This window comes from Allocellulophaga tsushimaensis, assembly GCF_055383085.1.
Genome location: NZ_AP039451.1, coordinates 1,045,496 through 1,058,733 on the forward strand (window position 1 = coordinate 1,045,496; position 13,238 = coordinate 1,058,733).

The 13,238-nt window shown below is 31.8% G+C and carries 11 protein-coding genes; 8 read left to right on the forward strand and 3 right to left on the reverse strand.

The window, feature by feature from the left end:
- Positions 1-58: 58 nt before the first annotated feature.
- Positions 59-1,198, reverse strand: a complete 1,140-nt coding sequence (locus ACZ451_RS04570) for an SPFH domain-containing protein (RefSeq protein ID WP_464215919.1) — start codon at positions 1,196-1,198, stop codon at positions 59-61.
- A 510-nt stretch (positions 1,199-1,708) separates the two neighbouring features.
- Between ACZ451_RS04570 and ACZ451_RS04575 the strand changes: the two genes are divergently transcribed.
- Complete coding sequence (locus ACZ451_RS04575) at positions 1,709-2,653, forward strand: carbohydrate kinase family protein (RefSeq protein ID WP_464215920.1); 945 nt, start codon at positions 1,709-1,711, stop codon at positions 2,651-2,653.
- On the opposite strand, the gene ACZ451_RS04580 is transcribed toward ACZ451_RS04575, so the two are convergent.
- Both ACZ451_RS04580 and ACZ451_RS04585 read right to left on the reverse strand, forming a co-directional pair.
- Positions 2,650-3,786, reverse strand: coding sequence for a DUF5929 domain-containing protein (locus ACZ451_RS04580; protein ID WP_464215921.1), 1,137 nt, complete (start codon positions 3,784-3,786; stop codon positions 2,650-2,652). The two genes, ACZ451_RS04575 and ACZ451_RS04580, sit on opposite strands and share 4 nt — an antisense overlap.
- Before the next feature lie 79 nt (positions 3,787-3,865).
- Positions 3,866-4,627 carry an SDR family NAD(P)-dependent oxidoreductase gene (locus ACZ451_RS04585; RefSeq protein ID WP_464215922.1) on the reverse strand — a complete coding sequence of 254 codons (762 nt, stop codon included), beginning with the start codon at positions 4,625-4,627 and terminating at the stop codon, positions 3,866-3,868.
- A 217-nt stretch (positions 4,628-4,844) separates the two neighbouring features.
- Here ACZ451_RS04585 and ACZ451_RS04590 point away from each other — a divergent pair, with 217 nt between their 5' ends.
- The 7 genes from ACZ451_RS04590 (at position 4,845) to ACZ451_RS04620 (ending at position 13,237) form a co-directional block, all read left to right on the forward strand.
- Positions 4,845-5,846 (forward strand): AAA family ATPase, encoded by a 1,002-nt coding sequence (locus ACZ451_RS04590; RefSeq protein WP_464215923.1) that lies wholly within the window; start codon positions 4,845-4,847, stop codon positions 5,844-5,846.
- A gap of 104 nt (positions 5,847-5,950) precedes the next feature.
- Complete coding sequence (locus tag ACZ451_RS04595) at positions 5,951-6,817, forward strand: DUF58 domain-containing protein (RefSeq protein WP_464215924.1); 867 nt, start codon at positions 5,951-5,953, stop codon at positions 6,815-6,817.
- Positions 6,818-8,557, forward strand: coding sequence for a hypothetical protein (locus ACZ451_RS04600; RefSeq protein ID WP_464215925.1), 1,740 nt, complete (start codon positions 6,818-6,820; stop codon positions 8,555-8,557). It begins immediately after the preceding gene.
- A complete protein-coding gene (locus ACZ451_RS04605) occupies positions 8,557-9,555 on the forward strand; it encodes a vWA domain-containing protein (protein ID WP_464215926.1) in 999 nt (332 codons plus the stop codon). Before ACZ451_RS04600 ends, ACZ451_RS04605 begins: the two co-directional genes overlap by 1 nt.
- Positions 9,556-9,561: 6 nt before the next feature.
- A complete protein-coding gene (locus ACZ451_RS04610) occupies positions 9,562-10,617 on the forward strand; it encodes a VWA domain-containing protein (RefSeq protein ID WP_464215927.1) in 1,056 nt (351 codons plus the stop codon).
- Complete coding sequence (locus ACZ451_RS04615) at positions 10,614-11,447, forward strand: tetratricopeptide repeat protein (RefSeq protein ID WP_464215928.1); 834 nt, start codon at positions 10,614-10,616, stop codon at positions 11,445-11,447. The genes ACZ451_RS04610 and ACZ451_RS04615 overlap by 4 nt, the downstream gene beginning before the upstream one ends.
- Positions 11,447-13,237, forward strand: a complete 1,791-nt coding sequence (locus tag ACZ451_RS04620) for a BatD family protein (RefSeq protein ID WP_464215929.1) — start codon at positions 11,447-11,449, stop codon at positions 13,235-13,237. The genes ACZ451_RS04615 and ACZ451_RS04620 overlap by 1 nt, the downstream gene beginning before the upstream one ends.
- Position 13,238 lies beyond the last annotated feature (1 nt).

Here is a 13,238-nt window from a genome sequence, read left to right on the forward strand (position 1 = left end):
GATTAGCCATTGAACTAATCTAATCTGCTTAAAGCTATCCTAAATTCTTTTAGATTTATTATGAGGCAGGTAAAGGTGGTGGCGTACTACCACCTAAAAATGCTTTTAATTCTTCTACATCTTTTACAGCTGCCCAATTACTCATGCCTTGTTTCCATACTAAAGAGTCCTTATTAATAGTTCTATTGGCAAAAAGTTCTTTAAGTTTCTCAAAATTTACTGGTCCCATTTGGTTTCCTCCTACTGCATAATGGTACATCACTTGTACAGGCATTGGAGGTGGGGTTGCATTACCAGGCATTTGATGTGGTATTGAAGCTTGCCCACCCATTTGTGGACTCATCATACCTCCCATTTGTTGCGCTAACACAAAGCCCATACCCATGCCCATGCCTGCTCCTGCAGTACCGCCTTCATTTTGTGCTGCTGCTTCAATTGCCTTAGCGGTTTTAAATTGGGTTAATTTGCCCATGTCTAATTTATCTAGTCTGCTGTACTCAAAAATTTCTTTCTTGAGTTCTTCAGGCATCGATACGTTTTCAATATAAAAACGCTCTAATTGTATCCCAACTCTATTAAACTCTGGCTGCATTACTTCTTGGCAAGTCTCCGATAATTCAGAGGTATTTGCAGCATACAATTCTATAGGAAGATTAGCCTCACCTACCGTGTCTGTAAAACGGGTTACAATTAAACTTTTTAGATGCTCATTTACTTCATAATTTGTAAAATTACCATCTGTACCCACAACATCTACTACGAATTTACCGGCATCTTGTATTTTAAAACTATAGGTTCCAAAAGCTCTAATCTCGGTAAGTCCAAAACGTTCATCATTTAAAATCACTGCGTTTTTTGTTCCCCATTTTTCATCTGTAAATAAACGGGTATTTACAAAATATACTTCGGCTTTAAACGGACTATCAAAACCATATTTCCATCCTTTTAATGTAGTTAATATGGGTAAATTCTGTGTATTTAAAGTATAGGTGCCTGGTGTAAAAACATCTGCTAACTGCCCTTCATTAATAAAAACAGCCGTTTGCCCTTCTCTAACAATAAGCTTTGCATTATTCTTAATTTCATTCTGGTAGCGCTCAAAACGATGCACTATTGTATCATTAGTATTATCTAGCCACTCTATAATATCAATAAACTCATGACTAAGCTTCTTTTTTATTTCGTCAAATAATCCCATAATGGTTTTTGTTTTTTAAATTTTGATCAAGATACCAAATTCTCAAAAATTTAACACTTTTCATTGCTAAAATTTATATCGCTGTTTATTTAAGTTAAAGGTCTATTTTCATTAGATCTATAAAATTATGAGGCGCTTACTTATTATTTTTAATTTATGTATGATAACTAATACTACTGTTTTAAAGGTACCTGCAATAGATAATACTATTAAGGTTTAGTAAAATAGGGCAAGAGTTCTTGAAATTTACTTAGAAAGTCAGTAAATTTGAGATATAACGAATTTATTTTTTAGTTAAAAAAACACATAAAAACAGTACTGGCTTCGTAAATTTGCCTAAAAAATTAATGCGTTTTATTGTTAAACCTAAACATATACTCTGAAAGTATGATTGTTGCAGTTAAAGCCATAGAAACATTTTGTAGTAATATGTCTAATAAATACTATGCTATATCTAAATATACCATTTCAGAATACCAATATAACTCATTTTACAATAGCCTTAGATAAATGAAAAAAGTATTCTGTGTAGGTGAGCTTTTAATTGATTTTGTTGCTGAAAAACAAGGAAGTGACCTTTCTAAAACAAAGGAATTTACAAAAAAAGCAGGTGGAGCACCTGCAAATACAGCTTGTGCAGTTGCAAAATTAGGTGGTGAAAGCTTTTTTATAGGAGCTGTAGGGAAAGATCCTTTTGGAAATTTTCTAATAGAAACTCTAGAACAGAATAAAGTAGACACCTCTCTTGCACAACGTTGTACTACTTTTACATCTCTAGCATTTGTTTCATTAACCGAAAACGGAGAGCGCGATTTTGTTTTTAGCCGTGGTGCCGATGAGAAATTAACATACGATTCTGCTTTAAAAAACACTTTTAAAAATAATATTTTACATCTGGGAGCTGCAACTGCTTTATTGGGGGGTAATTTAGAAAAAGCCTATGGCCATTATTTCTTTGATGCACTAACACATAATGCTTTTATAAGTTTTGATCCTAATTTTCGTGGTGATTTATGGAAAGAAAATGAAGCGCTTTTTATTAAAAAGTGCATGCCTTTTATTGAAAAAGCAGACTTATGTAAATTTAGTAAAGAAGAGCTTTTACTACTTTCCGAAGAAAAAGATATGGATGCTGCTTGTAACGCATTACATCAAATAGGAGCCAAAATAATTATGGTTACCTTGGGGAGTCATGGTACTTTAATTAGCACCACAAGTTTTAAACAAATAATTCCTAGTATCCAAGTTGAAGCTATAGATACTACAGGTGCTGGAGATGCCTTTATTGGCTGTCTGTTATTTCAAATTGCAAAATTAGACACTGTAGAAATGATTTTTAATTCTACCGATCTTCTTATTAAGATGGTTAAATATGCAAACAAAGCGGGGGCAATTACTACTGTTAATTATGGTGCTATCCCTTCGCTTCCCAACTATTCAGAAGTTTTTAATTAATTATACTTTACCTTTCTTAAAATACGCAGACTCTCTTTTACAGATTGGTATATCTTTTTGTCGTATTGTTTAAGTAGCGACCGTGCAAATTCTAATTGCTCTTTTGCCTCTTCAAATCCATTTAAATAACTAATTAGGTATGTAGCAGGTAATTGTTTTAAGTCTTTATTTTCTGATGCTGTTAATGGTATTCTTTTTTTTATTTTATCTACTAAAACATTATTTGTATTAAAAATATGATGTAATGTTTTTTTATCATATTCTGGGGCTTCAAATAATAACTCTGTTTGTATTTGGTGTGTTCCATTAGCCTCAAAAGTAATACGTACTTTTTCTAATGGATAATATTTTTGTTGCGAACCTAGTCCTAATTTTACATACTCTACTATAGTAAAAGAGTGTTCATCATAATAAATACGAACATCGTCTAAAGCAGAATAAAATAATTTTATCTGCTCATTTATAAGTTCTATATCTACACGAGAATAATAAATTTCGTCTTTAATTTTTTTCTGATTTCCTGCCCAACAGACTATAAATTGTTCTTTAAAAACTTTATAATTACTAGTTAAATCTTTATGCCTATTATTTATAAAATCTATTACTGCATCTAGTGTTAATTCTATATTATTTCTGGCATGTAATTCTATGGTAGAAACCGCTTTAGAATTAATATCTTTTAATTCTATATCGTATGCTTTGGGCATGCTTATACTCCCTTCTCTAAAGAATACAGATCCTCCATAATACTTCCAAATATTTTTCTTTAATGAACAAACTTTTCCAATAGATTTTATGCTCACAAGACCAACTACCTTACCTTCTGGCAATTGGGGAAAAGGAATATTTTCATATGAAATAAAAGGTGCATTTACTAAATAAGCGTTTACTAAATTTTGAATTCTACTATCATCAAAAAAATCTACGCCTATAATCTTATTATCCTCATCTTCCACCCCTACAACAATAAAAGAATTATTATTGGGATTGCTATTTGCTAAGGCGCAAACATGTTTTAAAAATTTAGCTTTTCCTTCTTTTTCTCCAATGGCAATAAATCGCTTTTTATCGTAAAAGCTATTCTCATCATTATGTGCGAGGAGGTTTTTTACTAGAAGGCGTTTATTAATCATTATACTGAAGGATCGTCTTTAAAAAGAAATTTAGTTAAGAATACAAATAGTTAATTTTATAACCACAGTATTCTAACTTTTAAAGTTCTTTGTGAATAATCGTTGCAGATGCTTGAGCTGTTGGCATAACTACTAAATCTGCAATATTTACATAATAAGGTCTTGTTACCACAAAATAAATAATATCTGCTATATCTTTAGCCCTAAGAGGGTCAAAACCTTTATAAACTCCATCTGCTTTTTCAATATCTCCTTTAAAACGTACTTGGCTAAATTCTGTTTCTACAGCGCCTGGGTTTATTGCACCAACTCTAACACCATAAGGATTTAAATCCATTCGCATGCCTTGAGTAATAGCGTCTACGGCATGCTTACTAGCACAATACACATTGCCTTTAGGATATACTTCTTTCCCAGCAGTAGATCCAATATTAATGATGTGGCCAGATTTTCTAGATCGCATTGCAGGAATTATTGCTTTAGAAATATACAATAAGCCTTTTACATTAATATCTAACATCGCATCCCAATCATCAGTATTTCCTTCATCAATAGTATCTAACCCGTGTGCATTTCCTGCATTATTAATTAAAATATCTATAGCTGAAAAAGCTTCCGGTAAAGAGTGTATTGCTTTAAAAGTTAATTCTTTATCTCTTACATCAAAATTTAAAGTATGTACAGCTGTTTTTTTTCCTAATTCTTCTTTTAACTGGTCTAAACGTTCTTGCCTTCTCCCACATAAAATTAAATGAATTCCGTTATCTGCAAAAAGTTCTGCTGTTGCTTTTCCTATTCCACTTGTTGCACCAGTAACAAGTGCTATACTGTTTTTATTCATCCTCTATTTTAATAATATTGTTTGTAGCTACACAAATAATTATTGTACCTATTTTCTTATAATTTTACCAAGATTGTGAAATTATAAAAATATTACCTTAAACTCTTCACAAAAGTTAAGGGTTTATCAATTTTTTAACCTATTGTTAACAGTGGATAATTAAATAATTTTTCATTTTGCATAGCATTTTATTAGCTTGTGAAATTAAATAAAACATATGGAAGAAAACACTACAATTGATATTAGCGCTGTAAACGAGAAAATTGCACAGGAGAGCGCTTTTATAGATTTGCTTACTTTAGAGATGAACAAAGTTATTGTTGGCCAAAAACACATGGTAGAACGACTTTTAATTGGTTTGCTTGGGCAAGGCCATATTCTCTTAGAAGGTGTTCCAGGATTAGCAAAAACTTTAGCCATAAATACACTTGCTAAGGCTGTTAAAGGTAGTTTTAGCCGTATACAATTTACACCAGATTTATTACCTGCGGATGTTGTTGGTACCATGATCTATAACATGAAGGAAAACGATTTTTCTATTAAAAAAGGACCCATTTTTGCTAATTTTGTCCTTGCTGATGAAATTAACCGTGCTCCAGCAAAAGTACAATCTGCTCTTTTAGAGGCAATGCAAGAGAAACAAGTTACTATTGGTGATGAAACTTTTGTCTTAGACAAACCATTTTTAGTAATGGCCACACAAAACCCAGTAGAACAAGAAGGTACATACCCATTACCAGAGGCACAAGTAGACCGTTTTATGCTAAAAACCGTAATTGATTATCCTAAAATAAATGAGGAGCAATTAATTATGCGTCAGAATATTTTAGGAAATTATGAGGAAGTAAAAGCTGTAGTTTCTATAAAACAAATTCTAAGTGCACAAAAAGCAGTGAAAGAAGTATACATGGACGAAAAGATAGAAAAATATATTCTAGATCTTATTTTTGCTACTCGTTATCCAGAAAAGTATAACTTAGAAAGTTTAAAACCATTAATAAGTTTTGGAGCTTCGCCTAGAGGTAGCATTAACCTTGCCACTGCTGCTAAATGCTATGCTTTTATAAAAAGAAGAGGCTATGTTGTTCCCGAGGATGTCCGTGCAGTAGTACACGATATTCTACGTCATAGAATTGGAATTACATATGAAGCGGAAGCAGAAAATATTACCTCAGAAGAAATCATCAATAAGATTGTAAACCAAATTGAGGTGCCTTAAAAATCCCATCCTAAATCCTTCCCTTTGGGAAGGACTTTAAAAAAGAGGTTAATAATATTAAAAGCTCTTTCTCCATTGGAGAGAGGGTTGGGAGAGAGGAATAAATGGATACTAAAGAATTACTTAAGAAAGTTCGTAAAATTGAGATAAAGACCCGTCGTCTTTCCGACCATATCTTTGGTGGGGAATACCACTCTACTTTTAAAGGAAGAGGGATGACTTTTAGCGAAGTGCGTCAGTACCAATTTGGAGATGATGTTAGAGCTATAGATTGGAATGTAACGGCCCGTTATAACGAGCCCTATATTAAAGTTTTTGAAGAAGAACGAGAACTTACCATGATGCTGATGGTAGATGTAAGTGGTTCCGAATTGTTTGGTACTACCAACCAATTTAAAAACGAAATTATTACAGAAATTGCAGCTACTTTAGCCTTCTCTGCTTTACAGAATAATGATAAAATAGGGCTTCTTTTATTTTCAGATGAAATTGAACTTTTTATTCCTCCTAAAAAAGGAAAAAGTCATGTTTTACGAATTATTAGAGAGTTATTAGAATTTACACCTAAAAGTAAAAAAACAGATCTTTCGTTGGCTTTAAAGTTTCTCTCTAGTGTAATTAAAAAGAAAGCGATTGTTTTTGTATTATCAGATTTTATTACTGATGATTATCTACAAACCTTACGAATTACTGGAAAAAAACATGACCTTACAGGAATTAGAATTTATGATGAACGAGAGGAAAGTATTCCAAATTTAGGAATGGTACAGGTAGAAGATGCAGAAACCGGAGAATTGCAATTAATTAATACACAATCTAAAAAAGTACGTCAAAATTATAGTGCTTTTTATAACGAGAGAGTTCATTATTTTGAGGATACTTTTAAAAAATCTGGCTGTGGTATTTTAGATTGCAGAGTTGATGAAAGTTATGTTAAAAAATTATTAGGCTATTTTAAGCGAAGAGGATAAATGAAAAATAGAAAATTGAACATAGAAAAATCATTATCGCTATTAAAGCGCTATATAGTCTTATGGCTATTTTTCTTAGCTTTTCAAGGTTTTTCTCAAAGTACTCCTAAAGTAAGTTCTAGTGCAGATAAGACTGCGATTAAAATTGGAGAGCAAATACAATTTAAAGTTACGGTAGAAGCAGATTCAACCGACTTTGTAAAATTTCCTGAAAAACAAACTTTTGCACCTTTAGAAATGGTAGATTTTTCTTCAATCGATACCATTTCTAAAGACAAACGGGTTGTATTGCAAAGAATTTATGCGCTTACGCAATTTGATTCTGGTGCTTACACCCTTCCACAACAGAAAATTATCATCTTAAAAAAAGCATTACCAGATTCTTTACAACTGCTAACAGATTCTTTACAAATAACAGTAAATACCGTTGAAGTAGATACTGTTACGCAACAATTGTATGATATAAAACCACTTATTAATGTCTCTAAAAGCAGTAGTTTTCCTTGGGTTTGGGTTATAGCCATCCTTGGCTTCTTAACATTTGTAGGAGCCTTATTGTACTGGTTTATATGGCGTAAAAAACCATTAACAGAAGAAGAAAAAGTAGCCCTATTACCGCCATATGATAGAGCTATGATTGAATTAAAAAAATTAGAAAACTCTAAATATTTAATTCAAGATGAATACAAACAATACTATTCAGAATTAACAGATATTGTACGTTCTTATCTAGAAGAAGATGTACAAATTTCCGCATTAGAAAGTACTACAGATGAGTTAATTGCTAAATTAGAAATGCTTAAAGATTCGGGCAGCTTAGATTTAGACCTTTCTACTATAAATCAGTTTAAAAATATTTTACAAACATCAGATCTTGTAAAGTTTGCAAAATCTAAACCAGAAGTATCAGTTGCAGAACAAGACAGAAAAGCGATAGAGCAGATTGTAGAAAAAACACATGAAGCTATTCCAGAACCTACAGAAGAAGAATTATTACAGCAAGAAGAATATTTAGAGGAATTAGCGCGTAAAAAGAAGCGCAAACAAATCTTAATTACCGTTATTTCTGCAGCTGCAATCTTAATCATTGGAACTGTTTCTACTATTGTTTATTTTGGATATGATAACGTAAAAGACAATATTATTGGACATCCTACTAAAGACCTTTTAGAAGGCGATTGGGTTTCTAGTTCATATGGTTTCCCGCCTATACACATATCCTCACCTAAAATTTTAAAAAGGCTTGTAGAAACAAAAAGAGACTCTGTTACAGATGAGCCTAGCCAAAAACCACAGCCTTTCGATGCTTTTTATTACGGTAGCGTGCTAGACCGCTTTTATGTATTAGTACGGTCTATTCCTATTCAAGATTTTGGAAAACAACTTGCTGCATCTGGCAAATTAAGTGCTGATGTGAGTGAAGAAGAAATGCAGAAAATTATGTTATCGGTTCTTTCAGAAGAGATGATAAAAACTTTTGAAGAGAATGGGGCTTTAAATTTAATTGTTAAAGACGACTCTTATAAATTTAAAGATTATGAAGGGAAAAAAATTCATGGCCGTTATGTAGCCAAAAACCCTCTTACAAAAGAGAAAGAAAAATATGAATATGAGATGTATTTAATTGTAAAAGATACTACCTGCCATATTATTGCCTATACATATCAAAAACAAGATAAGTATGCAGCGCCTATTATAGAGCGTATGCAAAGTTCATTAAGTTTAGAAACAACTAAATAATGTTAGAGAATATAGAATTTGCTAATCCACAGTTTTTTTGGCTATTTATTACATTGCCATTAGCCATACTTTGGTATTTTTTTAAGCAAAAAGAAACTATAGCATCTGTAAAAATAGCCACTACAAAAGGTTTTACTACAAATAGCATTTTACCAAAATTAAAACCAATCCTATTTACATTACGTCTTTTGGCTTTAGCAGCTATCATTACAGCACTGGCAAGACCACAAACCGAAGATGTCTCTACAAAAACCAAAATAACAAAAGGGATTGATATTGTAATTGCAGTAGATGTATCTTCTAGTATGCTAGCAAAAGATTTAAAACCAAATCGTTTAAAAGCATTAAAAAAAGTAGCTGCAGATTTTATAAATAAACGTCCCAATGATCGGATAGGGCTTGTAGTTTATTCTGGTGAAAGCTATACTAAAATGCCTGTTACTAGTGATAAATCTATCATTTTAAATTCTTTAAAAGAAATAGACTTTGGAGATTTAGAAGGGGGTACAGCCATAGGAATGGGTTTAGCAACAGCTGTAAATCGTTTAAAAGATAGTAAGGCTAAGAGTAGAATTATTATTCTGATGACAGATGGTGTTAATAACACTGGTGTTATTGAACCACAAACAGCAGCCGAATTAGCAATAGAGTATAATATTAAAACTTACACCATAGGTTTAGGAACTAATGGAAACGCACTATCTCCTGTGGCTTATAATGCCAATGGTACCTTTAGATATGGTATGCGCCCAGTAGAAATAGATGAGAAATTATTAAAAGAAATTGCCGCTGCTACAGGAGGATCTTACTTTAGAGCTACAAATAATGAAAGTTTACAGCGTATTTATGAGGAAATCAATAAACTAGAAAAAACAGAAATAGAAGAATTTAAATATTCTAAATTCGAAGAAAAATACAGACCTTGGCTGCTTATTGCCTTTGCTTTATTAATACTTGAGTGGCTTTTAAGGAACACATTATTTAAAAGTTTTATTTAAAAAGAAATGATTCGATTAGAGGAGAAAATATATTTTTATTTATTACTCATCATCCCAATAATGGTGGTGGTTTTCGTGTTACTTCAATTTTGGAAACGAAAAACGCAAAAGAAGTTTGCAGATTCAGATTTGTTAAAACGATTAACTCCAGATAGATCTATCTTTAAATCTAACTTAAAGTTTTTGGTGATTATTACTGGTTTATTTTTTCTTATTCTTGGTTTAGTAAACCCAAAAGTGGGTTCAAAATTAGAAACCTTTAAAAGAGAAGGTATTGATATCGTTTTTGCTTTAGATGTTTCTAAAAGTATGCTGGCGGAAGATATTGCTCCAAATAGAATAGAAAAAGGAAAACGTTTAATTTCCGAAATTATAAATCAGACTGCTAGTGATAGAGTTGGTATTATTGCTTATGCTGGGCAGGCTTATCCGCAACTACCTATAACAACAGATTATAGCGCAGCAAAAATGTTTTTAGAAGGTGTAAATACAGATATGTTATCTTCACAAGGAACAGCCATAGGGCAAGCTATAAAATTAGCTGCAGACGACTATTTTGATGAAGAAAGTAATACCAGTAAGGTTTTATTTATTATTTCTGATGGGGAAGACCATTCGGATGTAGATATCTCTGATTTTGTTGAGTATGCCACTGAAAAAGGTATTAGAATGTTTACCATTGGATTGGGGAAAGCGAAGGGCGGTCCAATACCTTTAAAAAGAAATGGCATTGTAGAAAGTTTTAAAAAAGACTTGCAGGGCGAGACGGTAATTACAAGACTAAACGAAGCAATATTAAAAGAAATTGCAGATGAAGGAAATGGAAAATACGTTAGTGGAGAATTTACTAAAGAAACCTTATCCTTTATAAAAGAAGAACTCAACAAACTAGAAAAAACAGAATTTGAATCCAAACAGTTTTCAGATTATGAAGATCGGTACCAATGGTTTCTTGCTATTGGATTCTTCTTCTTATTTTTAGACTTATTTTTATTAGATAGAAAAACCAAATGGCTTAGAAAACTTAATTTATTTAATGAAAAAGAAAACCAAGTATTATGAAAAAGTTACTATGTATATTTCTTGTTGTTGTAAGTTTTGCAAATGCTCAGGAAGATAAAAAAGAAGAACTCGTTAAAAAATTAAACGCATCAAAAAACCTTACTTGGGAGGCAAATAAAAAGCTGTCCGAAGAAGATTTTATTACCGCTGAGGTAAATTATAGAGAAGCAATCTCTAAGAGTAATGAAAATGCAGCTGCACCCTATAATTTAGGAAATGCTTATTATACAGAAGAAACCTATGGAGAAGCATTTTCCCGTTACAAACAAGCTGTTGAATTAGCTGATACCAAAACCGACAAACACAAAGCCTACCATAATATGGGAAATGTGTTTATGAAAAGTAAAGAGTATAAAAAAGCTGTAGAAGCCTATAAAAATGCACTAAGAAATAATCCTACAGATGAAGAAACACGTTATAATTTAGCTTTAGCTCAAAAATTACTAAAAAAGCAAGAAGAAGATCAGAAAAATAACAAAGACGGCGAAGACGATCAAAAAAAGGACGGCGAGGATAAAGAAAAAGATAAAAAAGAAGGAGACAAAAAAGAAGACGAAAACGGAAAAGAAAAAGAAGGAGATAAAGGAGACGAAAAAAAAGAAGATAAAAAAGAAGGGGACGGAGATAAAGAAGATCAGAAAAAGAAACCCAATAAAGGAGATAAACCATCTGACGAAAAAGGAGAAAAAAAGCCAAGAAAAAGTCAATTATCACCTCAGCAATTACAAAATTTGCTAAAAGCAATGCAAAATCAAGAAGATAAGGTGCAGAAAAAAATAAATGCTAAAAAAGCAAAGGGTGTTAAAACAAGAAATGAAAAAGATTGGTAATGCATTTTACAGCTAAAAGTTATACCATATTAATAAGTATATTTTTCTTCGCAATTAATGTAAATGCGCAAGATGAGGTAACTTTTGAGTTAAAATTAAGCAAACAAAAGCTTGGCATTAATGAAAAGTTACGAGTTACTTTTGAAATGAATAAAAACGGAGATAATTTTACTCCTCCAACTTTTAACAACTTTGATGTTCTTGGAGGACCATTTCAAAGTATTAATGCACTAGATATTATTACTTTGAATGGTAAAAAGAAAACATATTCTAAATCTTACGCTTATATCTTACAACCAAAATCCACAGGTTCTTATAAAATAGGACAAGCAACTGTAGAAATAGATGGTAAGGTTTATAAATCTCTAGCAAAGAAAGTAACAATCACCTCTGCCATTAAAGACCCTAATGCTCCAAAAACATTACAAGATGTTGCAGATGAAAATATTCATTTAGTGGCAGAAGTATCTAAAGGAAGTCCGTATTTAAACGAGCCTATTACTATTAATTACAATCTATATATAGGGGGAGAAATACAAAACATTAATTTTGATGAAGTAGATGCACCAAAATACACCAATTTTTGGAGCGAAGAAATTCCCATCTCAAGGTATACCATAAAAGATGGAAAATACGATGGAAAACCCTACAAGTACTGTACAGTAAAAAAGGTAGTTGTATATCCACAAAAATCTGGAAAACTAAACATAGAACCCTCCACTTGGCGGGTACAAGCAGAAGTTTTTACAGGCAGAAGGAGTTTTACGGGTAGGCCTATTTATTCCAAAGTGATAAATAACGTATCAGCAGGTAGACGTACTATAAATGTAAAAGCATTACCCACTAAAGGAAAGCCCGAAAGTTTTACTGGTGCTGTAGGTAATTTTGATTTTTCTGTTAGCACAAGTAAATCATCCTTAGATGCCTCAGAATCTCTCCAAGCAATTGTAAAAGTAGAAGGTAAAGGAAACTTAAAATTGTTTCAACTCCCAGAACTTACCTTACCTAGCTCTTTAGATGTTTACGATCCAGAATTTGATGAAAAAGTAAGAACTACATCAACAGGAATGTCTGGATATAAAAAAAATACGTATACGATAGTCCCTTCATACAAAGGAAAATACCCTGTGCAAAGTATTCCTTTCTCCTATTTTAATCCTAAAACACAGGAATACGTTACTATAAATTCTGAAGAACTCTTTATAAACGTTATTAATGGGCCAACCAATCAAAATACAGTTGCTAATACCACAACAAATACAAATAGGCAAGCTATAGTTGCTACAGGAAATCAATTTCATTTTATTAATCTAAAACCTAATTTAACAAAAATAAAGACAGACTACTTTTTTGGTTCTACCCGTTTTTATCTTTCGTTATTTTTACCATTATTATTGATCCCAATAGTAATTCTTATTGGCAAGAAAAAAGATGCTAGACAAGGTGATGTTGTAGGGAATAAATTAAGGAAAGCCAATAAATTAGCAAAAAAATATCTTTCTGAAGCTAAGAAAACTTTAGGTAATAAAGAAGCATTTTATATCGCTTTAGAAAGAGCATTACATAATTATTTAAAAGCAAAATTAAAGATAGAAACATCAGAATTTAGCAAAGATAAAATTGAAGAATTACTAAATGATAAAAATATAAAAACAGAAACATCTGAACGTTTTATTGCCCTCCTTAAAAATTGCGAAATGGCAAGATACAGTCCTTTTTCTGATGTACAAATGCAACAAGATTATACTAATGCTAGCGAAGTAATTTCTGTTATGGATAAACAACTATAAG